The organism is Bradyrhizobium sp. CCBAU 51627, assembly GCF_028128765.1.
In the GTDB taxonomy this organism is placed as follows: Bacteria; Pseudomonadota; Alphaproteobacteria; order Rhizobiales; family Xanthobacteraceae; genus Bradyrhizobium.
In genome coordinates, this window is the sequence record NZ_LBJG01000009.1 from 90,634 (window position 1) to 112,356 (window position 21,723).

24 protein-coding genes and 1 tRNA gene are annotated in these 21,723 nt (G+C 63.9%); 14 read left to right on the forward strand and 11 right to left on the reverse strand.

The features are described 5' to 3' along the window. The first annotated feature begins 153 nt into the window (after positions 1-153). Positions 154-1,128 (forward strand): ketopantoate reductase family protein, encoded by a 975-nt coding sequence (locus tag XH88_RS06125; protein ID WP_271614520.1) that lies wholly within the window; start codon positions 154-156, stop codon positions 1,126-1,128. Between the two features lie 3 nt (positions 1,129-1,131). Here the strand turns inward: XH88_RS06125 and XH88_RS06130 are convergent, their stop codons facing one another. Together XH88_RS06130 and XH88_RS06135 are read right to left on the reverse strand one after the other, a co-directional pair. Beyond that, positions 1,132-1,806, reverse strand: a complete 675-nt coding sequence (locus XH88_RS06130) for an alpha/beta hydrolase family protein (protein WP_271614521.1) — start codon at positions 1,804-1,806, stop codon at positions 1,132-1,134. Between the two features lie 81 nt (positions 1,807-1,887). Beyond that, the gene (locus XH88_RS06135; protein WP_271614522.1) at positions 1,888-2,535 is read right to left on the reverse strand and encodes a TetR/AcrR family transcriptional regulator; all 648 of its coding nucleotides are present in this window, start codon (positions 2,533-2,535) and stop codon (positions 1,888-1,890) included. Between the two features lie 76 nt (positions 2,536-2,611). Here XH88_RS06135 and XH88_RS06140 point away from each other — a divergent pair, with 76 nt between their 5' ends. Together XH88_RS06140 and XH88_RS06145 are read left to right on the forward strand one after the other, a co-directional pair. After that, positions 2,612-3,556, forward strand: coding sequence for an SDR family NAD(P)-dependent oxidoreductase (locus tag XH88_RS06140; protein ID WP_271614523.1), 945 nt, complete (start codon positions 2,612-2,614; stop codon positions 3,554-3,556). Positions 3,557-3,688: 132 nt separating this feature from the next. Further along, positions 3,689-4,834 carry an acyl-CoA dehydrogenase family protein gene (locus tag XH88_RS06145; RefSeq protein WP_271614524.1) on the forward strand — a complete coding sequence of 382 codons (1,146 nt, stop codon included), beginning with the start codon at positions 3,689-3,691 and terminating at the stop codon, positions 4,832-4,834. Between the two features lie 5 nt (positions 4,835-4,839). On the opposite strand, the gene XH88_RS06150 is transcribed toward XH88_RS06145, so the two are convergent. Continuing rightward, positions 4,840-5,724, reverse strand: coding sequence for a LysR family transcriptional regulator (locus XH88_RS06150; protein ID WP_271614525.1), 885 nt, complete (start codon positions 5,722-5,724; stop codon positions 4,840-4,842). 102 nt (positions 5,725-5,826) lie between these two features. Between XH88_RS06150 and XH88_RS06155 the strand changes: the two genes are divergently transcribed. From XH88_RS06155 to XH88_RS06165, 3 genes are read left to right on the forward strand one after another with little or no spacing between them, the layout of a single operon-like run. Further along, positions 5,827-6,255: a DoxX family protein gene (locus XH88_RS06155; RefSeq protein ID WP_271614526.1), complete on the forward strand. Its 429-nt coding sequence runs from the start codon at positions 5,827-5,829 to the stop codon at positions 6,253-6,255. Positions 6,256-6,276: 21 nt separating this feature from the next. Then, on the forward strand, positions 6,277-6,738 hold the full coding sequence (locus XH88_RS06160) for a DsrE family protein (RefSeq protein ID WP_271614527.1): 462 nt from the start codon (positions 6,277-6,279) through the stop codon (positions 6,736-6,738). A gap of 13 nt (positions 6,739-6,751) precedes the next feature. Continuing rightward, complete coding sequence (locus XH88_RS06165) at positions 6,752-7,315, forward strand: TlpA family protein disulfide reductase (protein ID WP_333909233.1); 564 nt, start codon at positions 6,752-6,754, stop codon at positions 7,313-7,315. Here the strand turns inward: XH88_RS06165 and XH88_RS06170 are convergent. Next, positions 7,312-8,451: an amidohydrolase/deacetylase family metallohydrolase gene (locus XH88_RS06170; RefSeq protein ID WP_271614529.1), complete on the reverse strand. Its 1,140-nt coding sequence runs from the start codon at positions 8,449-8,451 to the stop codon at positions 7,312-7,314. The two genes, XH88_RS06165 and XH88_RS06170, sit on opposite strands and share 4 nt — an antisense overlap. A 229-nt stretch (positions 8,452-8,680) precedes the next feature. Continuing rightward, on the reverse strand, positions 8,681-9,286 hold the full coding sequence (locus tag XH88_RS06175; RefSeq protein WP_271614530.1) for a TetR/AcrR family transcriptional regulator: 606 nt from the start codon (positions 9,284-9,286) through the stop codon (positions 8,681-8,683). A gap of 69 nt (positions 9,287-9,355) precedes the next feature. On the opposite strand from XH88_RS06175, the gene XH88_RS06180 reads away from it, so the two are divergent. Both XH88_RS06180 and XH88_RS06185 read left to right on the forward strand, forming a co-directional pair. After that, the gene (locus XH88_RS06180) at positions 9,356-9,760 is read left to right on the forward strand and encodes a hypothetical protein (RefSeq protein WP_271614531.1); all 405 of its coding nucleotides are present in this window, start codon (positions 9,356-9,358) and stop codon (positions 9,758-9,760) included. Between the two features lie 43 nt (positions 9,761-9,803). Beyond that, the gene (locus XH88_RS06185; RefSeq protein ID WP_271614532.1) at positions 9,804-11,063 is read left to right on the forward strand and encodes an NAD(P)/FAD-dependent oxidoreductase; all 1,260 of its coding nucleotides are present in this window, start codon (positions 9,804-9,806) and stop codon (positions 11,061-11,063) included. A 288-nt stretch (positions 11,064-11,351) separates the two neighbouring features. Here the strand turns inward: XH88_RS06185 and XH88_RS06190 are convergent. The 4 genes from XH88_RS06190 to XH88_RS06205 all read right to left on the reverse strand — a co-directional run bounded on the left by XH88_RS06190 (position 11,352) and on the right by XH88_RS06205 (position 14,023). Further along, a tRNA-Arg gene (locus tag XH88_RS06190) sits at positions 11,352-11,428 on the reverse strand. A gap of 92 nt (positions 11,429-11,520) precedes the next feature. Next, entirely contained in the window at positions 11,521-12,159 is a 639-nt protein-coding gene (locus XH88_RS06195) for an RraA family protein (RefSeq protein ID WP_271614533.1), read from the reverse strand. A gap of 23 nt (positions 12,160-12,182) precedes the next feature. Beyond that, on the reverse strand, positions 12,183-13,700 hold the full coding sequence (locus tag XH88_RS06200; RefSeq protein ID WP_271614534.1) for an AMP-binding protein: 1,518 nt from the start codon (positions 13,698-13,700) through the stop codon (positions 12,183-12,185). 83 nt (positions 13,701-13,783) lie between these two features. Next, positions 13,784-14,023, reverse strand: coding sequence for a hypothetical protein (locus tag XH88_RS06205; protein ID WP_271614535.1), 240 nt, complete (start codon positions 14,021-14,023; stop codon positions 13,784-13,786). Between the two features lie 254 nt (positions 14,024-14,277). Here XH88_RS06205 and XH88_RS06210 point away from each other — a divergent pair, with 254 nt between their 5' ends. Beyond that, a complete protein-coding gene (locus XH88_RS06210; RefSeq protein WP_271614536.1) occupies positions 14,278-14,901 on the forward strand; it encodes a hypothetical protein in 624 nt (207 codons plus the stop codon). Positions 14,902-15,233: 332 nt separating this feature from the next. Here the strand turns inward: XH88_RS06210 and XH88_RS06215 are convergent, their stop codons facing one another. Next, positions 15,234-16,238 carry a 2-dehydropantoate 2-reductase gene (locus XH88_RS06215; RefSeq protein ID WP_271614537.1) on the reverse strand — a complete coding sequence of 335 codons (1,005 nt, stop codon included), beginning with the start codon at positions 16,236-16,238 and terminating at the stop codon, positions 15,234-15,236. Positions 16,239-16,418: 180 nt separating this feature from the next. Between XH88_RS06215 and XH88_RS06220 the strand changes: the two genes are divergently transcribed. Beyond that, on the forward strand, positions 16,419-16,985 hold the full coding sequence (locus tag XH88_RS06220; protein ID WP_271614538.1) for a YidB family protein: 567 nt from the start codon (positions 16,419-16,421) through the stop codon (positions 16,983-16,985). 40 nt (positions 16,986-17,025) lie between these two features. Next, a complete protein-coding gene (locus XH88_RS06225) occupies positions 17,026-17,298 on the forward strand; it encodes a GlsB/YeaQ/YmgE family stress response membrane protein (protein WP_271614539.1) in 273 nt (90 codons plus the stop codon). A gap of 132 nt (positions 17,299-17,430) precedes the next feature. Here the strand turns inward: XH88_RS06225 and XH88_RS06230 are convergent, their stop codons facing one another. Further along, entirely contained in the window at positions 17,431-18,216 is a 786-nt protein-coding gene (locus XH88_RS06230) for an SDR family NAD(P)-dependent oxidoreductase (RefSeq protein ID WP_271614540.1), read from the reverse strand. Positions 18,217-18,456: 240 nt separating this feature from the next. Here XH88_RS06230 and XH88_RS06235 point away from each other — a divergent pair, with 240 nt between their 5' ends. The 3 genes from XH88_RS06235 to XH88_RS06245 are packed head-to-tail and all read left to right on the forward strand — an operon-like array spanning position 18,457 to position 21,532. Beyond that, the gene (locus XH88_RS06235) at positions 18,457-19,521 is read left to right on the forward strand and encodes an acyl-CoA dehydrogenase family protein (protein ID WP_271614541.1); all 1,065 of its coding nucleotides are present in this window, start codon (positions 18,457-18,459) and stop codon (positions 19,519-19,521) included. Positions 19,522-19,537: 16 nt separating this feature from the next. Continuing rightward, complete coding sequence (locus tag XH88_RS06240; protein ID WP_271614542.1) at positions 19,538-20,698, forward strand: acyl-CoA dehydrogenase family protein; 1,161 nt, start codon at positions 19,538-19,540, stop codon at positions 20,696-20,698. A 15-nt stretch (positions 20,699-20,713) separates the two neighbouring features. After that, the gene (locus XH88_RS06245) at positions 20,714-21,532 is read left to right on the forward strand and encodes an enoyl-CoA hydratase/isomerase family protein (protein WP_271614543.1); all 819 of its coding nucleotides are present in this window, start codon (positions 20,714-20,716) and stop codon (positions 21,530-21,532) included. Positions 21,533-21,723 lie beyond the last annotated feature (191 nt).

Below are 21,723 nucleotides of genomic sequence, written 5' to 3' on the forward strand. Positions count from 1 at the left end.
GCGATCCTCCGGTCGGATTGTTGGCCGCGCACTATGGCCGAGCCCCCACGCCTCGATCCATATCTTTCCGGCGTGGGGCGGTCGCGCCCATCGCATGGCGGCTTGTGTCATGCTGACGCCGGGCGACACTTCGAGGTCAAGGACAGAATCATTATGCGCATCTGCATTTTCGGCGCGGGCGCCGTCGGCAGCCACATCGCGGTACGGCTGGCGCGCGCCGGCCATGAGGTGTCGTGCGTGATGCGCGGCGCGCATCTGGAGGCGGCGCGCGCCAACGGCCTCAAGCTCCGCGTCGGCGATTCTGAGGTTTCCGTCAAGGTGAACGCCTCGGGCGATCCGGCCCAGCTCGGCCCGCAGGACGTGGTGATCTCGACGCTGAAAGCCACCGCGCTCACCGGACTGGTCTCCAGCATCAAGCCGCTGCTGCAGGACGACACCGCGATCGTGTTCGCCCAGAACGGCATTCCCTGGTGGTACGGTATCGGCCTGCCGCCGCGGCACCCGACGCCGCCCGATATCTCGTTCCTTGATCCAGGCGGCCGCTTGCGCGCCTGCATTCCGAAAGAACGCATCGTTGGCGGTGTTGTCTTCTCCTCCAACGAGGTCATCGCGCCGGGCGTGGTGCAGAACCTGACGCCAGATCGTAACCGCCTCTTGATCGGGGAATGCGACGACCGCAATTGTGAACGCATCACCAAACTCCGCGGCGTCCTCCAGGACGCGCGGCTGGAATCGCCGCCGGTCGCCGAGATTCGCGAGGCGATCTGGTCAAAGCTGCTGACCAACATGTCGTTGTCGGTGCTGTGCCTGCTCACCGGCCAGACCGCGCGCGGCGTGCGCGACGATCCGGCGTTCTCCGAAGTCATCCCGCGCATGCTGAACGAGGCCAACGAGATCGCGCAGTACTTCATCCCCGAGGTCAAGCGCGTGACCCGCAGCGGGCCTGCGCCCAACCACAAGCCGTCGCTGCTGCAGGACTACGAGCTCGGCCGCGCCATGGAGATCGACGTGCTGGTGAAGGCGCCCGCCGCCTTCGCGCGCACCGCCGGCCTGTCGACGCCGACGCTCGACCTGATTGCCGCGCTTGCGATCCAGAAGGCGCGCGACAAGGGGCTTTATTCGGCCTAAGTCTCAAATCTGGTCGATCCAGGCCGCAAGCGTGTCGAGCACCTCGGCCAACGCGTCTTCATTCGTGCGACCGGACTTCTTCAGCACCGCAAAGGAGTGATCGCCGCCTTCGACCTCATGCAGCGTCGTCCTCGCCCCAAGCGCGTCGATGACGGGCCGGAGATGACCGAGATCGGCAAGCCCGTCGCGCGTGCCTTGCAGGAACAGCATGGGAATTGCGATGCCGGCAAGGTGTTCAGCGCGCTCGCTCGACGGCTTCTTGGCGGCATGCAGCGGGAAGCCGAGAAAGGCGAGTCCCTTGACGCCGGGCAAGGGAGCCTTGGACTGCGCCTGCGACGTCATGCGGCCGCCGAACGACTTTCCGCCGGCGACGAGCATCATGCCGGGACACAGCCGCGCCGCCTCATCGACCGCCGCGCGGATGGCGGCGTGCGCGACCGCCGGCCGGTCGGGACGTCCCAGCTTGTTTTCCATGTAAGGAAAATTGAAGCGAAGCGTGGCGATGCCGCGGTCCGCCAGGCCTTCCGCGACCTTGGCCATCGACACATGCCGCATGTCGGTACCGGCGCCGTGCGCCAGCACGTAACACGCGCGCGCATTGGCAGGCTGCGTCAGGATCGCCGAGACCGTGCCGATCCGTTCGATGTCGAGCTTGAGCTCTGTCGCCTTGGCCGTCATGACGCGTCACCCTTCGATAGCTCTCATTCTGTTTGAGCGTTTTCTTCACGCGAACCCTTGCCCGCTTCGCCAGAAAACGCTTTAGCGGCTCGCCGGCCAGAGATAGTTCAGGACGTGATTGAGTGTCGTCATGATCTTGCGGTCTCCGGCCTCGCTCTTCACTGGACCGAATTTGTCCTCAAGAGCCAGCTTGGCAAAACCGTGAACGGTGGACCAGGCGGCCGCGGCGGCGGTCTTCGCCTGCCTCGGCGTCCCACCGACGAGCTCGGCGATGATGATTTCGAACTCGTGGCCGGCCGCCCTGCTTGCCTGCCTGAGACGCGGATCGTCCGCGACGAGGCGCTTGTTGGCAAACATCATCTGGAAGCGGCCAGGATGCTTCAGCGCGAATTCGACATAGGCGAGGCCCTGGGCGTGGAGCTTTTCGCGCGCACCCTGCTTGCGGGACGCAGCGTCTCTCAGAGCGCCGGCCAGCGCTGCATAGCCGCGGATTGCCACCTCGGTCAAAAGACCCTGCGCATTGCCGAAATGATGCGACGGCGCGGCCGGAGACACGCCGGCGCGGCGGGCAGCTTCGCGCAGGGTGAACCCTTCGGCCCCTTGCTCGGCGAGAATGGCCTCGCTGGCCGCAATCAGGGCTTCCTGGAGCTCACCATGATGATAGCCGGCTTCCGGCTTCGGAACCTTGTGGCTCGGCTTGGCGCGCGCGGGCGCGATCGGTTTCGTCATGCGTAAACTTGACACTGTTCAGATTGAGGCCTATCTATCTTAACACTGTTTAGATTGACCGGCCCTGGAGTTCGAAATGACCGAAACCGAGCCTAGCACCGCGACCTCTCCGATGAAACGGCGCCATCTGGTCGGCGGCGCTGTGCTGGGTATGCTGACGAGCGCCCTCGGCGGTCTCGTCGGCGGCGTAGCGCTCGGTCAGGGTGCGGCGCTGCCCCAGCAGAAACCGAGCGGCCGCCAGCGTTTCATCGACAAGGTCATCATCGTGACCGGCGGCACGTCCGGCATCGGCCGCGCTGCCGCACTGATGTTCGCCGCCGAAGGCGGCAAGGTGGTGTTCTGCGGACGCAATGTCGAGCGCGGAGCGAAGGTGGAAGACCAGATCAAGGCGCGCGGCGGCGACGCGGCATTCGTCCGGGCCGACGTCCGCAACGAGGCCGAGGTCAAGGCAATGGTCGACAAGACGATCGATCTTCATGGCCGCCTCGACGTCGCTTTCAACAATGCCGGAATTTCCATCGAGAAACCGCTGCATCAGTACAGCGCAGCCGAATTCGACGATGTGATCAATACCGATCTGCGCGGCGTATTCCTGTCGATGAAGTACCAGATTCCGCACATGCTGGAGAAGGGCGGATCGATCGTCGTCACCTCGTCATCCAACGCCATTGCCACGACGGCGAAGCGCTCGGCCTATTCGGCGGCCAAACGCGGGCTTGTCGGCATGGTCCAGGCCGCGGCACTCGAATATGCCCAGCACGGCATCCGCATCAATACGCTGATCCCGGGCACGACGGATACGCCGTTCATCCGCAGGCTTGCCGGTATGGAAAATCTGCCCGATGCGGCCTGGCACATCGCCATCGCGCAATGGGCCAAAAGCCATGTGCCGGGGATGCAGCGGGTGGCGACCGCCGAGGAGATCGCGGCCTTCGCGCTCGTGCTCGCCTCGGACGATCATCCCTACACGACGGGCGGCCAATTCGTCATCGATGGCGGCAAGACCGCGCAGGCGGGATAACCATCAGCCTGAAAACACAATTATCGCCACCCGGGGTTGGCGTACTACGGCGGGCGGGCTTGCGCCCGCCTTGACCGTTGTGGCACGCATGATGCGCACGCGCGTTTACGACAAGATCGACCGAGGGTGACCATGTCCTACCGCTCCTCCTGGATGACCGAAGAGCTCGACGTCTTCCGCAACCAGTTCCGGAAATATCTCGCCAAGGATCTGGCGCCGCACGCCGAAAAATGGCGCGAGCAGAAGATGGTCGATCGCTTCGCCTGGCGCGGGCTTGGCGAGATGGGCGCACTGCTGGCGAGCGTGCCGGAGGAATATGGCGGCCTCGGCGCGACGTTCGCCTACGACGCCGCGGTGCTGGACGACCTCGAAAGCACCGTGCCGGAGCTGACGACCGGCGTCTCCGTGCACAGTGCCATCGTCGCCCATTACATTCTCAATTACGGCTCGGAGGAGCAGAAGAAGCGCTGGCTGCCCAAGATGGCCTCGGGCGAGATGGTCGGCGCCATCGCCATGACCGAGCCCGGCACCGGCTCGGATTTGCAGGCCGTCAAGACCACCGCGAAGAAGCAGGGCAATTCTTACGTCATCAACGGCCAGAAGACGTTCATCACCAACGGTCAGGCCGCCGATCTCGTCATCGTAGTCGCCCGCACAGGCGAAGCCGGGGCAAAAGGAATTTCGCTGATCGTGGTCGAGACCGCAAGCGTAGACGGCTACAAGCGCGGGCGCAACCTCGACAAGATCGGCCTGCACGCCTCCGACACGTCCGAGCTGTTCTTCGACAATGTCACGGTTCCGCCGGAAAACCTCCTCGGCAAGGAGGAAGGCCAAGGCTTCGTCCAGCTCATGCAGCAATTGCCGCAGGAGCGGCTGGCACTCGCGGTCGGCGCCGTCGCCGCGATGGAGCGGGCCGTGAAACTCACCACCGAATACACCAAGGAGCGGAAGGCATTCGGCAAGCCGCTGCTCGACTTCCAGAACACCGCCTTCACGCTGGCCGAGCGCAAGACCGAAGCGCTGATCGCGCGCGTCTTCGTCGACTGGTGCATCGAGCGGCTGGTCGCCAAGGACCTCGACACCGTCACGGCGTCGATGGCGAAATATTGGTGCTCGGACAAGCAGGTCCAGACCGCCGACGAATGCCTCCAGCTGTTCGGCGGCTACGGCTACATGCAGGAATACCCGATCTCGCGCATCTTCATCGATTCCCGCATCCAGAAGATCTATGGCGGCACCAACGAAATCATGAAGCTGTTGATCGCAAGGTCGCTGTAGTCAGCCTATTTCATCCGCTTGTCGGCGGCGATGAAGTCGATGAAGGTCCTCACCTTTGCGGAGAGGTATTTGCGGCTGGGATAGACCGCGAACAGCTTGCCGACGAAGATGATATGCTCGGGCAGGACGTGCTCGAGCCGTCCGCTGGCGATATCGTCGGCGACCAGCCATTTCGGCAGGAAGGCGAGGCCCATGCCTTCGAGAGCAGCCATGTGCAGCAGCGTTTCGTTGCCGCTGCGCAGCACCGGATTGAGCTTGACGGTCTCAGGTCCGTTCTCACCGGTGAAGGAAAAGCTCTCGCCGGGATAGAGCGCATAGTGCAACAGCGGGATTCCTGAGAGATCGGCGAAGGTCCTCAGGCGCCCCGCACGTTTGAGGAAAGCGGGTGCGGCCACCATGTAGAACGGGACGCCCGTGATGGGGCGCGCGATCAGCGCCTCGTCTGGCGTACCGGTCGCGCGCAACGCAAGATCGAATCCCTCCTCGACGAGGTTGACCAGCCGTCCGCTGAGATCGATGTCGAGGCGCACCTCAGGATAGCGCGTCTGGTAATCTGCCAGCACACCCGCGAACATCGCGTTCGCCATCCACACTGGCGCCGTCATCCGTAGCGTGCCGTGCGGCACGACGGTCGCGTTGCTGACGACGGCCTCGACCTCGTCGAGTGAATCCAGCATCTGCCGCGCCTGCTCGAAATAGAGTGCGCCGCTCTCGCTCAGGCTGACGCGCCGGCTGGTCCGGTTGAGCAGCCGCGTGCCCAGCCGCTTCTCGAGCTGCATGACGTGCTTGCTCGCCATGGCCGGCGAAATGCGCAGGCGCTGCGCCGCGTTCGCAAAGCTCTTCAGCTCCGCGACCAGGCAAAACACCCTCATGCTGACTAGGGAATCCATAAGACTATCAACATCCAGGAAACGAACCAATCCCGGAAGCGATAATGATCAAAAATGGGGAAACTATCAAATGGTGGCAGCCCCACATTCCGGAGAACCACCATGTCGACCACTACCCTTGAGACCGCCACTCCCGGACGCCCTCTTCGCATCGGCCTCTGGACCGCGCAGATCCTCATCGCCTTCGCTTTCATCGGCGCGGGGTTCGTCAAGCTCACCACGCCCATTCCCCAGCTGGCCGCGATGATGCCTTGGGCCGGCCAGTATTCCGAAACGTTCGTTCGCTTCATCGCGCTGGTCGATCTCGCCGGCGGCATCGGCGTTCTCCTGCCGGCCCTGACGCGCATCCTGCCGCGCCTGACCGTACTCGCTGCGCTCGGCTGCTCCGTGCTGCAGGTGTTCGCGCTCGTGTTCCACCTCTCGCGCGGCGAAGCCGAGGTGACGCCGCTGAACCTGGTCCTGCTGGCGCTCAGCCTGTTCGTGCTGTGGGGGCGCAACAGCAAGGCGCCGATCACGCCACGTCAGTTCTAAAGTGGCGGGACCCTACCCGCTATGATACGAGCCAATGGATGGTCCCGCAGGGGCCTGCTCGCGGGCACTGCGATCCTCACGGCCGGCGGCGCGGCCGCGGCCAAGGAGGATCGCCTCGCCGACGGCGTCGTGATCCTGATCGACAGCAACGAGCCTCATGTGATGGGACACGCCATCAGCTATTCGGCCAATCTCGCCAAGCACTTTGCCGAGAAGGGCGCGCGATTGCTGATCGAGGTCGTCGCCAACGGCAAGGGCATCGACGTCTTCCGCGCGGACAAGACGCCGCTGGTCGAGCCGCTCGCAACGCTGCGGCAATCGCTGCCCAACCTCACCTACAGCATGTGCGCCTCGTCGAAGGCGATCGCGGAAGCCAAGGAGCAGGTCTCGATTCCGCTGATCCCGGGCACGAACCTCGTGCCCTTCGGCATCGGACGCGTCGTCGACCTGCAACTCAAGGGCTGGGCCTATATCCATGCGTGAGAGGCCTCGCGTGATGTCACGGCGATCGCTCCTGATCGCAGCGCCGACGCTTCTTGCCTCCCTGCGCGCGGGCCGCGCGCAGGACAGCTGGCCGCCGGTATTCGAAGCCGGCCGCAGCCAGTTCACGGTGGTGCGGCCGCGCGCAGCGATGCCCCAGCTCAGACTGCAAGACCCGAGCGGCCGGGATGCTACCGTGTCGGCGAAGCCTGGACGCATCACCCTGGTGAACTTCTGGGCCACCTGGTGCGCGGCCTGCCGCCTCGACCTGCCGACGCTGGCGCGCCTTGCGGGATCGCGGCCCGACCGGCTCGACATCGTCGCGATCTGCACGGACACGAAGGATCTGCGCGAGGTCCGCACGTTCTTGGGCAGCCTCGGCGTAAGAGACCTCGCCTGCTATGCCGACACCTATGGTGCGGCGGCGCAAGCATCCACCGAGATGTTCCCAATCATCGGCATGCCCATCACGTATCTCGTCGGGACGAGCGGCCGGGTCGAAGGCTACATCGCGGGCGCGCCCGACTGGCTCTCACCGGAAGGCGCGCGGCTGCTGCAATTCTATCGCCAGCAAACCTAGTTCGGATGCCACCAGCGGCCGCCGATGATGACGCCTTCCGAGACGATCTTGCGATCGCCGATCAGGTGCTCGCCGACGACGTCCTCATAGTCGAACTGGCCCTGCTTAACTGAGATCAGCGTCGCATCGCCCACGCTGCCCGGCTTGAGGCTGCCGAGCTCGGGCCGCCGCAGCGCCATCGCGGCATTCACCGTCGAGGCGGCGATCACATCCGACAGCTCCATGCCCATGCACAGGAACTTGGACATCGTCGTCACCTGGTCGAAGGCCGGGCCATTGATGCAGAGTTGATGGATGTCCGATGAGATCGTGTCCGCATAGAAGCCGTTGGCCAACATCGCGCGCGCGGTCTTGAACGCGAACGAGCCCTTGCCGTGGCCGATGTCGAACAGCACGCCGCGCTCGCGCGCGTCCAGCACCGCCTTCTTCACCGTGCCCTGCGCCGTCGCCGGCGAATTCGGGAAGGGACGGAAGGCATGGGTGAGCACGTCGCCGGGCCGAAGGCGGGCCAGCACCTCTTCATAAGTCGGCGGCGGATGGTCGATATGCGCCATCAAGGGCATGCCGACCTCGTCGGCGACCTGAAGCGCGATGTCGAGCGGCACCGCCCCTGATGTGCCCGAGGAATGCAGCCCGACGCGCACCTTGATCCCGACGATGACATCGCGGTTGGCATCGGCCACCTTGGCCGCCTCGATCGGATTCATCAGCCGCAATTCCTCGCTCTCGCCGACCATGATCCGATGCGAGAAGCCGAAGATGCCGGCATGGGAGACGTGTAGATAAGCCAGGATGCGGACCTGGCTCGGCTCGATGACATGCTTGCGGAAGCCCGCGAAATTGCCGGGGCCGGCGCTGCCGGTGTCGACCGAGGTGGTGACGCCGGAGGTACGACAGAATTCCTCGGCATCGATGCCGAGCGAAGTGCCGCCCCAATAGACATGGGTATGGAGATCGATCAGCCCTGGGGTCACGATGAGCCGCGAGACGTCGCGAATCTCGGTCGCCGGATCGGCCTTGAGGCCGCTGCCGACGGCGGCAACCTTGCCATCCGAGAATGCGACGTCCGTCACGGCATCGAGCTTCTGGGAGGGGTCGATCACCCGCCCGCCGCGCAGGATCAAATCGAAAGGCATCATTGGCTCCGGATATCAGCACGCACAGACCGGGCCGGAATGTGTCTTCCAGACCGGGCCGCTTTGTTAGCAATTTTCACAAGATCCAAGCAAATCGGCTGCGATCAGTGACCATCGGGTCCTGATGAAAGACGACGGACATTTTTCCATCAGGAAACGTCGGCTGAGACTGACTTGGTTGGTTTGCCTTGTCGATTTTCACGGCTGAGTTCGCCCGCTTGCATGCCCTTCACTTGATCTTGGCCACGGCTGCCTTCGTGGCGCTCGTGAGCAAGGCACCGGTCTCGGCGGCAGTTCTCCCGCCCGAGAGCATCCGAAACGTTGCGCAGCTGGTAAGGACGTAAATCAGATCGACAACGTCGCGCTTGACGATGCTCGGCGTGTCTTCGGCAGCTATTCGTGTGATCAATTCTCCAATAAGGGGCCGCCGACGCTCGTTCCGCGCCACGAGTGCTTGGGCGAACTCGTGGTCAATCGCCATGGCGTCATGAAGACGCGCCACAGCCGGGTCGCTGCCCCAAAATTCGCAGAAGATCCGAACCATCATCTCAAGGCCCTTTTCAGGGTCGGGGTAGGCGGCGGCGCCCTCCAGGCGTGCGAGCCCACCCCGGTGGGCGATATCATCAAAGACTGCTTCGAGCAGTCCGCGTCTCGAGCCGAATTGGTTGTAGACGGTCAAGCGCGTCACATTTGCCGCTTTTGCGACTGCGTCGAGCGAAAAGGTGATGATGCTGTCCTCCTCGCGAAGGAACCGTGCGGCGGCCTGAATGACCTGGTCCCGCTTCGCGGCGGCGGCCTCGGCTCGCGCCACGCTGACATACGCACGCTTAGGCACGCTCCGCCTCTTGAATTTCAATATACATAGTGTATATCCAAATCGTTTCGCGCAAAAGGGCGAATCCCGATGCAGCCAGTTCTGGTTATAGCCATTTCGCTCCACATTCTCGCTGCCACGTTCTGGGCCGGCTCGACCTTCGCATGCGCTCGGATGACGGGGAATGATCGTCAGCAACTGTTCGCTCCGCAGCTGGGCGCGGCTGCCGTGGCAGTGCTGTCAGGCGCTTACCTCTGGAAAGCGTTGCACGAGGGTTCATTTGGGCCCACGGAGCAGCTTTTGGCCGCAGGCGCCGTGGCGGCAATCGTCGCGCTCGTTATTCACATAACGGTCATTCGTAGCGCGTTGCGCAGGCTGCGGACATCCTCGGGCGATGAGGCAGGGGCGCGATCGCAATTGGCCACGGGCTATCGCGGCGCGGCTGCTCTTCTCGCAGTCGCAGTGCTCGCCATGGCTGCGTCGCGCTACGCCTAGCCTCTTCTCCAAACGGAAAGTGCGCGTGCAGAGGAAGTCATTGATGTCGCCATCACTCGGTTCAAGTCATGAAGTCTACGACGTCGTTGTTCTGGGGGCTGGATACGCCGGTATGATGGCTGCTCTTCGAATGGGTCGACGCCGGCTTGGGCTTCGCGTTGCACTGGTGAATAATGATGAGCAGTTCGTCGAGCGAGTTCGACTGCAGGAGTCGATGGTTGCTCCGGTCAAACCGCGGATCGCGTCCCTTTCAAGATATTTGCGCCGCACCAACGTCCAGTTCATACGTGCCCGCGTGCTGTCGCTCGATCCGGTACGGAATGAGGTCGCGATCGAAGAGGACGGTTCGCCGCGCACCATTGCCTTCGCGCAACTGATCTATGCGCTGGGCTCACATGTCGACACCGACAATGCCCCCGGCGCGCGACAGCATGCCTTTCGCCTTGATCCGGGTGAGGGCCCGCGGTCTGCCGCCGCGTTGCGAGCCGCGCTTCATGAAATTGCTGGACGCCCCGCGCGCGTACTTGCTGTTGGCGGCGGACCGCTTTCCGTCGAGGCTGCGGGCGAAGCCAAGTCGACATGGCCCAACATGAGCGTGACGCTATTGAGCGCCACGAGCGCTGGCGATTTCAGCAGCGCCAAGGTTCAATCCGTCGTCAGACGCGACCTGACGAGATTGGGCGTCGAGCTTGTCGACAACGAACGTGTCATTGAGATTGAGAGCGATGCGGCGATTGCCGCCAGCGGGCGGCGCTTTCCTTTCGACATATGCATCTGGGCGGCAGGCATGCGTGCTCCCCCGATTGCAAGGCAGGCGGGCCTGGAGGTTGATGCTCAAGATCGCGTAGTCGTCGGAACTGATTTGAGGTCGGTGTCTCATCCCACGATTCTCGCCGTCGGCGATAGTGCGCACCCGAATGGACCGACGGGAGCGCCGTTTCGCGCATCTGCATTGGCAGCGGCCGTTTCGGGTGTCTATGCGGCGGAACAGGTCATCGCCCGGAACCAGGGCCTGCTTATCCGACCATTTAGCTTCTCAACCTTCGCACAAGCCGTTGCGATCGGTCGGTTCGCAGCGCTCTTCCTCCTCGATGCGAACGATCATCAGATGCTTTTCGTGATGGGGGGACGCACTGCGAGTGTGTTGCGGAGCGTACTGATCTGGCTTGTTCTTCATTTCATCACCTTCGAACGGCTCCTGCCGGGCCTTCAGACATGGCCTGGACGAACGCGGGCGGCCGCCCCATCCGCCGCTCAGAAGAGCCCCGATCAGTCTGACGTCCAACTCAAGACTGGTCGATGATTCCTGCGCGTTGCCGCGCCCCCCGCGTGCGTGAAGTGGAAGTGGGCCAGGATCGCTTTGGGAAGAGCGAGGACCTCTGGATTCGATCGTGACCTGGACACTCAGGCTCCCGTCGACTGGGGGCACGGATCTCCGGCTTGAGCACGCCGGCTTTGACCCCGAACATGGGATGACCTACGACATGATTAGCTTGGGATGGCGGAAGAAGGCTGCGGGCTCCCTGGAGCGCGTCTCTTCGTCGCTCGCTTAGGTGTCGGGTCGCCCGTGTTGCACGTAGCAGACGAAGGCTGGCGATCCCGGCATGACTCGAACATGCGACCTACGGTTTAGGAAACCGCCGCTCTATCCGGCTGAGCTACGGGACCGCGGAACCCGCCGATAAGGCAGGTTGCCTGGAGCTGTACATATCAAAGCGAGGACCGAATCGGAAGCCCTTCGCTCGGCAACATGGGCCCGATCAGGACTTGCCGTAGGCCCCCTGGTAGCGGCCCTCGCGGATCGCCTTCAGGGTTTCCTTCTCCCGTCCGATCTGGACACGCACCGCCTCCAGCAGCGCCGCCGCGCCGGCGGCGGGGAACGACACCACGCCGTCCTCGTCACCCACAACGATGTCGCCGGGCGCGATCACGCTGCCACCGATCGTCACGGGCACGTTGATCTCGCCGGGGCCGTTCTTGTAAGGGCCGCGATGAATCACCGCGCGGGCGAAGCAGGGAAAGTCGTCGCCGGCGAAGGCCGCGACGTCGCGGATCGCGCCGTCGATCACGTATCCCTCCGCCTTGCGCCATTGCGCGATGTTCTTCATGATCTCGCCGACCAGCGCCCGGGTTTCGTCGCCGCCGCCATCGACCACGATGACGTCGCCGGGACCGACCATGTCGAGCGCGCGATGGATGGCGAGATTGTCGCCCGGCCGGGTGCGCACCGTGAAGGCCGCGCCGACCAGCTTGCCGCTGCGGTGATAGGGTTTGAGCCCGACCGCGCCCGGCAGTCGGCTGAGATTGTCTGAAATGACCGACGTCGGCGCGTTCCTGAAGCCCTCGATGAGTTCGGCCGGCGGCTTCGGCACGCGGTTGGCCGCGATGGTAATCGGCATGAGTTCGGTCCTTCTGTGATGTCCTATTCGGCGTGCACCGGCACCTTCGCAGGCATGATGCGAAACGCGCGTCCTTCCTTCATCCACGCCGCGCGCTCGTCGCGCAACAGGGTGCGGCGAACCTTTCCGGAATCGTCACGCGGCGGCGCGCTGACGAACTCGAAGCTCTCGGGATGCTTGTAGCGGCTGAGCCTGTCCTTCAGGAAGTCCGCCATGCCATCCGCGATGGCCTGGCCGTTCGCATTCGCCTCCGGCTCGATGATGGCGTGGACGCGCTGGCCGAGTTCCGGATCCGGCAAGCCCACCACCACGCAGGAGCGCACGCCGGGACATTCGGAGACGGCAGCCTCCACCTCTGCAGGATAGATGTTGGCGCCGCCGCGCAGCACCATGTCGGCGAGGCGATCACCGAGATAGAGATAGCCTTCGGAATCCAGCCTGCCGATGTCGCCGAGCGATTCCCAGCCGTCGGCGCGCCGCTTCGGTTCGGCGCCGAGATAGTGATAGGTGGCGTCCTTGCCGTCATTGTTGAGGAAATAGATCTCGCCGGTCTCGCCGGGCGCAACGTCCTTGCCGTCCTCGCCGATGATACGGAGCTTGGCCATCTCGCCGATCTTGCCGACGGAGCCCTTGTGCGTCAGCCATTCCCTGCCGGAGATGATGCAGGCGCCCTGCCGCTCGGTGCCGCCGTAGAGCTCCCACACCCGCTCAGGCCCGAGCCAGGCGATCCAGTTCTCCTTCAGCCACGGCGGCATGGGAGCTGCCATGTGGAATACGGTCTGCAAACTCGACACATCATAGGCATTGCGGACGTTGTCCGGCAGCGCCCAGATCCGGTGCATCATGGTCGGCACGAAATTGACCCATTGCACGCGCTCGCGCTCGATCTGCCGCAGCGTCTCCTCGGCGTCGAACTTGACGAGACCGGTGAGCTTGCCGCCGCCGAACAGCGCATAGTGCGACACGATGAACGGCGCATTGTGGTACAGCGGACCGGGATTGAGCAGCGATGCCCCGAAGGGCATGTTGAGCGGCAGCGCGGCAGCCGTGTCAGTCACGGCCGGATGGTGATCGAGGATCACCTTGGGCCGGCCGGTCGATCCGCCTGAGGTCATGGCCTTCCAGTAGCGCGCCACCGGTGGATCGAGCGACTCGTCGGAAAATCCCTCCGGCGCGAAGTCCGCAGGCAGACGGTTCGGCGCATTCCAGTCGGCCTCGCCGCCGACCACCAGAGCGGGCTTGAGAATGTCGAGCACGGCGGCCGCTTCGCCGCGCGGTAACCGCCATGACAGCGAGGTCGGCGTCGCGCCGCATTTCCACACCGCAAACGTGGTCTCGAAAAACGCATTGCCGTTCGGCAGTCCGATCGCGACGAAATCACCGGGCTTGACGCCCTTCGCCGCGAATGCCCGCGCGCGCCGGTTGGCGCCGCGCTCGAGCTGGTCCCACGTCAGTCTGTCCTGCCCGTGCTGGACGGCGATCGTGCCTTCGGGTTTGCGTTGAGCGTACCAGCGCGGCACATCGGACAAGGGCAGCAACATCAGGCGTTTCCACTTCGTCTTCTTGGCGCCGCCTCAGGATGAGGCGCCTCGCGAGACGAACTGTAACAGGCGGAACTGGACCTTCAAGGCGCAAGCCTGCAAGGTGCCGGCATCAGCGCTCTGCACCGCAGTCTGTCGACATTGCGCAAATGTCCGTGCAGCACGATGACCGCGCGCGAGATCGCCGGCAGCGGCATCGGCCAGTCGCTGGAGAGATAGAACGGCAATAATCCCTCGCCGCCAACCGGCAGAGGCGCATCGGCGAGGTCCTTCACCGGCTTGTTGTTGGAACGTCGTCCGCTGCGGCAAGCGCGCGACCACAAATCAGCGCCAATCCAAAATGCGGCCAAGCAGATCGGCGCCCTCATGTGGAATATTTTCTCGCCGCAACAAACCGATAAAATTCTAAGCGCATCATGCGCGGTGCGGCTGTGACTCTCGGGCCACGTCAAGCAAAAAATGTCAGCATCGCAGCCATGAAATTCTCGGGTTCCATGGGTGACAAGTTGGCGATAAAGAGGCAAAAATCCGTCTCGACTCAGTTGGGGTTGAGTCTTGCAAGGTATGCTCTCGCAGAATGTCTGACGTGGTTGCATCGCGCCGTGCAGCGCCGCTTTTCGTTGCCGCAGCAGGATTTTTTCTGCTGACCCCGTCGCATGCCCACGCACAATGGTGGAAGCGCGCACCTGTCGATTTCGAGGAATGCGCCGACGCTGCCGAGAAATCCGCAACCAAGGCCGAGAAGACCGCAGCGCTCGCCGAGTGTAACGCAAAATTCGCCGGCCGACGCAAGGCGGGCGGCGGCTACACCTATTACGACTTCCTCCAGGATCGCACCTTCGACATCGCGGGTCCCAACCCGACGCCGGAGGAGCAGAAGAAGATCGACGAATCCTACACCGCCTATCTCGCCGATCAGCGCCGCAGCAATGAGGCGGCCCAGGCGATGGCACGCCAGCAGCGCGAGCAGCAGGAGCAGCAAGCACAGCGGCTTCAGCAGGTCGTGCTGCGAAGCGAGGTGGAGCGTGTCCCCGTTCCGGTCGAGCGGCCAAAGGTGCAGCAGTCCGTCGGTGCACGATCAAAGGGCGCGCCCTGCACCAAGGGCTCGTTCTCCTGCGAGTGGCCCCGGCTATCGGAAAGCCTGAACGAGATCAAGAAACTGTTCAGCCCGACGCCGAGCAAGCCGGCGAAGAAGAGCTGAGCTGTCTCCACATCCGTCCTTTGCGAGCCAACGAGGCCGCGCTTCGCGCGGACCCGTTGGCTCGCAAGGACGACTGGAGGGATATTGGCGCCAGGTACTCAGTGCTTTTGCTTCTTCTTCGCGTGCTTGGGTGTGGAAGCCGGCGGAGTCGCGGGCTCAGGCGTTGTCGGCGAGTTGCCCAACGCCTTCCTGCTCTCCTGCAAGCGCGCGTCATAACCGGGAGAATTCGTGACCGTCGGCGGCCGGGCGTAGGTGAGCGTCGATGCGCCACAGAATGCGGCAAGCGCGAGCCCGATCGTCAAACAATGCCTCATCGCGTTCCTCCATCGCTTTCAAGTCCCACCGCGGATCTGCTGGGGCGAAAGCCCCGGCGGCCCCTTGCCTGATGTCTCCGCCTCCTTCACCAGCGCAACAATGCGGCGCATCAACGGCACACCGACATGGTTCTGCTCAGCGAGAGCAATGACTGCTCCTTGCAGATAGTCGATCTCGGTCGTGCGGCCCTGCTTCAGGTCCTGCCACATCGAGGAGCGCGCCTCGGGGTCGATCTTCATCGTGCGTCCCAGGATCGCGTTGAAGATCACGTCGGGTAGTCTCAACAGCGCCGGCGTCCAGCTCATCGGAATCGGCATTGCCGATACCGGTGTGATGCCGGCAGCCTTCAGCGCCGCCAGGCCTTCGGCCATCTGGTCGGCAAACAGCCTTCGCCAATCGCGGTCCGCCAATTGCGCGGCGAGCGGCATATCGGAGAGCGCGCTGAGCGCATTGTTCAGGTTGATGATCAGCTTGCCCCATTGCACGCCGGTGATGTCGCGGCTCGCTCGCATGGTGAGACCGGGCACCGACAAGGCAGCAGCAGTGTTGTTCGCATCTTCACCGATATGGATATCGCCGGAGCTCGAGCGATGGAAGCGACCCTCGCCCATCGCCACCACGTTGAAGGGCACCATGCCGGCGAGCACGCGCCGACCGCCAAGCCGTTCGTTCAGCACAGCGACATTACCGACGCCGTTCTGTAGCGACACGATGACCGCATCCTGGGGCGCGTGCCGGGCGATCCGATCCGCGATGTCAGCCGTGTCGGCGCTCTTCACCGTGACCAGCACGATGCCGGCGCTGTGAAAGATCGCGGGATCTTCCGACAGCGCCAGCCGGCCCGCCTCCAGCTTCTTCTCGGAACCGTCGAAATCCGTGAGCCGCAGGCCGAAGCGCTCGATCTCGGTCTTCACCCGCGGTCGCACCAGAAGAGCAACGCGACGATCGGCGGTCGCCAGCTGGCCTCCGACAAAACAGCCGATGGCGCCTGCACCGGCCACCACGATCGGTCGATCCGTCACCTGACTTGCTCCCTGAATGACCGGCCTTCGATAGCAGAGCCAGGACACAGAGGCGAGGCTGCCTGCCCACCGCAGCCAAAGCTCACCTGCCTTGTAACCGTCATGAGAGCCCCATATGTTTTTGCCCCGGGGGCTTGTCACCGGCGAGAGCTCGCCAGCGAGACGCCAAAGGAGAGCGCTATGGGTCTACTCGACGTCCTCAACGGCATGCAGAACGGACCCCGCGGCCCGAGCACCCCGAGTTCACAACAGTCCTCCGGCGGCATGTCGCCGATGACCATGGCGATCCTTGGCTTGCTCGCCTGGAAGGCGTTCAAGCATTTCAGCGCGCCCCAGTCCGGCTCAGCGCCGCAACCATCGCCGGCGCCCGCGCCGCCGCCGGTGAATGCAGGCACAAGTGGTGGCCTGAGTGACGTGCTCAAGGGCGGACTCGGCGGCCTGCTCGCGGGCGGCGCCGCCGGCAGCGTCCTGAGCGGCGGCCTCGGCGATCTGCTCAACCAGCTCCAGCAAAGCGGGCACGGCGACACGGCGAACTCGTGGGTCAGCAAGGGCGAGAACAAACCGATCGCACCCGGCGATCTCGCCAATGCGCTCGGGGCTGACCAGATCGACAGCCTGTCAGCCCAGAGCGGCCTGTCGCGCGATGAGCTGCTCTCCGGCCTCAGCCAGTACCTGCCGCGCGTGGTCGATCATTTGACGCCCGACGGACGGCTGCCGACCGAGAACGAGATCGCGGGACGGATTTGATTCGGTTGGGATCTGCGCATTCGACAAGGGGAGCACTGACATGAGCCTGGGCGGTCTGTTGTGGATCATCGTCGTCGGCTTCGTCGCCGGCCTGATCGCGCGCTTTCTGGCGCCGGGACCGAACAATCCGAGCGGCTTCATCCTCACCACCATCCTCGGCATCGCCGGCGCATTCCTGGCGACCTTCGTCGGCCAGGCCATCGGCCATTACGGTCCGGATCAGGGCGCAGGCTTCATCATGGCCACGATCGGCGCCGTGGTGGTGCTGTTCATCTGGCACCGGCTGGTCGCGAGCGGCGTGATCAAGGGATGATGTCGCACGCCGTCGCGTGAGGACGCCCATCCGCCTCCTCGTCGTCATTGAGAGGAGTTCTTACGACGAAGCAATCCAGAATGTTGCCTTGGAGGCAGTCTGGATTGCTTCGCTACGCTCGCAATGACGATCTCACGTAATCAAATGCATCCCCGCATCCATGCGCACGACCTCGCCGGTCATGTTGCTGGAGGCCGGCATCGCCAGGAAACAGACGAGCTGCGCGATGTCCTCGGCAGATGAGGCGACTTTCAACGGCACCTTCGCGATCACGCTGTCGCGGACCTGTTTGGCACCGGCCTCGCCGCGCCCCTTGGTGAACCAGGGCGTGTCGATATAGCCGGGGCAGACCGTGTTGACGCGGATCAGCGGCGCCAGCGCACGCGACAGCGACAGCGTCATGGTGTTGAGCGCGCCCTTGCTCGCGGCATAGGCGATCGACGAGCCGACCCCGCTGAGGCCGGCCACCGAAGAGACGTTGACCACGGCGGACGGGCGTCCCGACGCCTTCGACCCGGCCTCGAGCAGGCTCCGTGCCGCGCGCACCATCTGGAATGGGCCGATGGTGTTGACGCCATAGACACGCTGGAAATCTTCCGCCGACAATCCGTCGAGATCGGCATGAGCGACGTGCTTGGTCGTGCCGGCATTGTTGACGAGGATGTCGAGCCGGCCCCAGCCGCTCGCAGCCGCAACGATCCTGCGGCAATCGTCGTCCTTCGAAACATCACCCTGCGCGACCAGCACTTCCGCCGCACCCGCCTTGCGGCAGAGTTCTGCGGTGGCCTCGGCTTCCTTCTGGCTCAAGGAGTAGTTGATGACGAGCCGCGCCCCGCTCGCGGCGAGAATTTCTGCGGTCGCAGCCCCGAGGCCGGATGCGGACCCCGTCACGATTGCGCACAAACTGTCCTTGGCCATCCGGTTTTCCTTCCCCTTGATTGAATGCGAACTCTTGGCCCTGTTTAGCGAGTTTGCCGCGCCCTGCAAATCGAGCAAACTCCGCTAAGCGGAATTAGCTTATCGCCCATGCCGACACCGCAGATTGATCTGCGATCAATGCTTGTCAGAGCCATGGCTTTTTCGGATCATCGGGCGCAAGAAGAACCTGCGCGCCGTCCCTTGGGCGGGACGCGCCAATGGCAAAACACGGGGAACGCTGTGGCGGAGAGTGACAATATCGTCGTCGAGACCGCGGAAAAAATCTTCGCCGATCTCGCCGATCCGCAAACCATCAACAACGACAAGAAGGGTACGTGGCGGGCGCCGCTATGGCAGGCGCTGAGCGAAGCCGGCCTGCCCTTGTCCTGGGTGCCGGACGAGCTCGGCGGCTCCGGCGCAAGCCTTGCGGACGGTTTTGCGCTGCTGAACGCCGCCGGCCGCTTCGCCGTCGCGGTTCCCCTCGCCGAAACCATGCTGGCCGGCTGGCTGCTGGCGCGGGCGAAGATCACCTCGCCCGAAGGCGAGATGACGGTGCTTCCGGCCTCTCCAAATGATCGTATCGCGATCGATGCCGACGGCACGCTCTCCGGTCGCGCTCGCGGCGTGCCTTTTGCCAAAACAGCGAAGCACTTTGCAGTGCTGGCCCAGGGCAAGGACGGCATCTCCATCGCGCTGATCGAAGCGAGCAAGGCTCGGATCGAATCCGGGCTCAATGTCGGCTACGACCAGAGCGATACGGTGACGCTGGACAAGGTGCAGCCCGTCACCATCAAGACCGCGCCTGATGCCGTTGACCAGACCACCTTGATGCTGATGGGCGGCGTCGCCCGCAGCCTTCAGATTGCGGGCGCACTGGAATCCATGCTCGATATTTCGGTACGCTATTCCAACGAGCGCGTCGCCTTCGAGAAGAAGATCTCGAAATTCCAGGCGGTGCAGCACAATCTTGCCCGCCTCGCCGGCGAATCCGCCGCGGCGCTTGCGGCCGCAACGTCGGCCGCCGATGCTATCGCAAATGCAAAGTCTTTCAACGACGAGATCTATCTCGAAGCCGCCGCGGCCAAGATCCGCTGCGCGGAGGCGGCGGAAAAGGGCGGTGGCATCGCCCATCAGGTCCATGGCGCGATCGGCTTCACGATGGAGCACATCCTGCACCGCTATTCGCTGCGCGCGCTGGCCTGGCGCGACGATTTCGGCTCGGAGAGCTACTGGGCGGTCGAGCTCGGCAAGCTGGTCGCCTCCAGAGGTGCCGACGAATTGTGGCCGCTCGTGGCGTCGCGCTGATCCAGGAGAGAAACACATGACCGCTGCCCTTCGTTTCGATCCCATCCGCCTGCCCGAGAAGTGCGAGCAATTGCGCAAGGAAGTGCGCGCCTTCCTCGCCGAGGAAATCGCCGCCGGCACCTTCGATCCGCACAAGCCCAACCGCGAAGACACCGACGTGCCGGAATTTTCCCGCAAGGTCGGCGCCCGGGGCTGGCTCGGCATGACATGGCCGAAGAAATATGGCGGCCAGGAGCGCTCCTTCCTCGAACGCTACGTCGTGACGGAAGAGATGCGCGTCGCCAACGCGCCCACACGACGCTTCTTCGTCGCCGACCGCCAGAGCGGGCCGGTACTGCTGAAATATGCGCCCGAACACATCAAGATGGAGATCCTGCCGCGCATCTGCCGCGGCGAGATCTGCTTCGCCATCGGCATGAGCGAGCCGAACTCGGGTTCGGACCTGTTCGCGGCGAAGACCCGCGCGACCAAGACCGACGGCGGCTATCTCATCAACGGCACCAAGATCTGGACCTCGTCGGCGCATATCGCCGACTACATGATCGCGATCTTCCGCACCTCGCCACCGACCAAGGAAAACCGCCGTCACGGGCTCACTCAGTTTTTGGTCAGAATGAAGCAGCCCGGCATCAAGGTGAACCCGATCGGCCAGATCACCGGCCAGTACGAGTTCAACGAGGTGGTCTTCACCGATCATTTCATTCCCGATGATCACGTGCTCGGCGAGGTCGACGGTGCCTGGAAACAGGCGACATCAGAGCTCGCTTATGAACGGTCGGGGCCCGAGCGCTTCCTGGAGACCTACTACGTGCTGACCGAGCTGGTCCGCGCGGTCGGTCCCAATCCGGACACGCGCAGCGCCGAAGGCATCGGCCGGCTCGTGGCACAGCTTCACACCATGCGGCGCATGTCGGTGTCGGTTGCCGGCATGCTGCAGGCCGGCAAGGAGCCGGTGGTCGAAGCCTCGATCGTCAAGGACATCGGCACGGTCTGGGAGCAGCAGCTTCCGCATCGCGTGCGCGATCTCGCCGCCTTTGTCGAGGAAACCGCAACCAATCGCGAGACGCTGGAGCGGCAGCTCGACTTCGCCATCAAGACTGCACCGAAACTCACCATCCAGGGCGGCACCACCGAGGTGCTGCGCGGCATCATCGCGCGCGGATTGGGCCTGCGCTAAACCTTCGAGGACATCATGAGCACGTACACAGATATCGGCGTCGAGAAGGTCGGCCACGTCGGCACCATCGAGATCCGCCGCCCGCCGCTGAACTTCTTCGACGTCTCGCTGATTAACCAGATCGCCGATGCGCTCGACGAGTTCGACCGGGACATCGAGATCCGCGCCTCGGTTCTGTCGGCGCAGGGCAAAGCGTTCTGCGCCGGTGCCAATTTCCAGGACCCGGCGCGCCAGGCACAGGAAGCGAAGGAAGCCGAGAACAAGGCCAAGGGTGATCCGGCCGACAGCCTCGGCCCGATCAATCATCTCTACATTCAGGCCGTGCGCATCTTCCGCGCCAAGAAGCCGATCGTCGCGGCCGTGCAGGGGGCTGCCATCGGCGGCGGCCTCGGCCTTGCCGTGTCGGCCGATTTCCGCGTCACCTGCCCCGAGGCACGCTTCTCCGCGAATTTCACCAAACTCGGCTTCCATCCCGGCTTCGGCCTGACGACCACGCTCCCCGAGCTGATCGGGAAGAACAACGCCGAGCTGATGTTCTACACCAGCCGCCGTGTCACCGGCGAAGAGGCCTATAAGTGGGGCCTCGCCAACGAGCTGGTGCCGCAGGACCAGGTGAAATCGGCCGCGATGAAGCTCGCCGGCGAGATCGCCGAATGCTCACCACTCGGCCTGCTCTCCACCCGCGCCACGATGCGCGCCGGTCTCGCCGACCGTGTCATGGCCGCGACCAATCACGAGCTCGCCGAGCAGACTCGCCTCCGCACCACGGAGGATTTCAAGGAAGGCGTAAAGGCCACGGAAGAGCGACGCGTGGCGAATTTCAGGGGGCGGTAGCTTCTGTCTTCTGCCCTTGTGGGAGAAGGTGGCGCGAAGCGCCGGATGAGGGGTTGTTTCGTCAGATTCAACTGCACAAGATGAGTTTGCGGAGAGAGACCCCTTGTATCTGCACGGGACCATTTTGTGCGATGGAAGCGACTTAGCGCCTTGGCCGGTGGCCACCGGCCAAGGCGCGTGGCGATGTCGCC

Bases quoted from the DNA above. Each gene is read 5' to 3' on its own strand.
- XH88_RS06155 (WP_271614526.1), top strand. From the start codon at position 5,827: ATGTCGACCACTACCCTTGAGACCGCCACTCCCGGACGCCCTCTTCGC.
- XH88_RS06210 (WP_271614536.1), top strand. From the start codon at position 14,278: ATGTCTGACGTGGTTGCATCGCGCCGTGCAGCGCCGCTTTTCGTTGCC.
- XH88_RS06225 (WP_271614539.1), top strand. From the start codon at position 17,026: ATGAGCCTGGGCGGTCTGTTGTGGATCATCGTCGTCGGCTTCGTCGCC.
- XH88_RS06150 (WP_271614525.1), bottom strand. From the start codon at position 5,724: ATGGATTCCCTAGTCAGCATGAGGGTGTTTTGCCTGGTCGCGGAGCTG.
- XH88_RS06145 (WP_271614524.1), top strand. From the start codon at position 3,689: ATGTCCTACCGCTCCTCCTGGATGACCGAAGAGCTCGACGTCTTCCGC.
- XH88_RS06220 (WP_271614538.1), top strand. From the start codon at position 16,419: ATGGGTCTACTCGACGTCCTCAACGGCATGCAGAACGGACCCCGCGGC.
- XH88_RS06130 (WP_271614521.1), bottom strand. From the start codon at position 1,806: ATGACGGCCAAGGCGACAGAGCTCAAGCTCGACATCGAACGGATCGGC.
- XH88_RS06240 (WP_271614542.1), top strand. From the start codon at position 19,538: ATGACCGCTGCCCTTCGTTTCGATCCCATCCGCCTGCCCGAGAAGTGC.
- XH88_RS06185 (WP_271614532.1), top strand. From the start codon at position 9,804: ATGTCGCCATCACTCGGTTCAAGTCATGAAGTCTACGACGTCGTTGTT.
- XH88_RS06195 (WP_271614533.1), bottom strand. From the start codon at position 12,159: ATGCCGATTACCATCGCGGCCAACCGCGTGCCGAAGCCGCCGGCCGAA.
- XH88_RS06200 (WP_271614534.1), bottom strand. From the start codon at position 13,700: ATGTTGCTGCCCTTGTCCGATGTGCCGCGCTGGTACGCTCAACGCAAA.
- XH88_RS06140 (WP_271614523.1), top strand. From the start codon at position 2,612: ATGACCGAAACCGAGCCTAGCACCGCGACCTCTCCGATGAAACGGCGC.
- XH88_RS06180 (WP_271614531.1), top strand. From the start codon at position 9,356: ATGCAGCCAGTTCTGGTTATAGCCATTTCGCTCCACATTCTCGCTGCC.
- XH88_RS06230 (WP_271614540.1), bottom strand. From the start codon at position 18,216: ATGGCCAAGGACAGTTTGTGCGCAATCGTGACGGGGTCCGCATCCGGC.
- XH88_RS06170 (WP_271614529.1), bottom strand. From the start codon at position 8,451: ATGCCTTTCGATTTGATCCTGCGCGGCGGGCGGGTGATCGACCCCTCC.
- XH88_RS06165 (WP_333909233.1), top strand. From the start codon at position 6,752: ATGTCACGGCGATCGCTCCTGATCGCAGCGCCGACGCTTCTTGCCTCC.
- XH88_RS06135 (WP_271614522.1), bottom strand. From the start codon at position 2,535: ATGACGAAACCGATCGCGCCCGCGCGCGCCAAGCCGAGCCACAAGGTT.
- XH88_RS06125 (WP_271614520.1), top strand. From the start codon at position 154: ATGCGCATCTGCATTTTCGGCGCGGGCGCCGTCGGCAGCCACATCGCG.
- XH88_RS06245 (WP_271614543.1), top strand. From the start codon at position 20,714: ATGAGCACGTACACAGATATCGGCGTCGAGAAGGTCGGCCACGTCGGC.
- XH88_RS06160 (WP_271614527.1), top strand. From the start codon at position 6,277: ATGATACGAGCCAATGGATGGTCCCGCAGGGGCCTGCTCGCGGGCACT.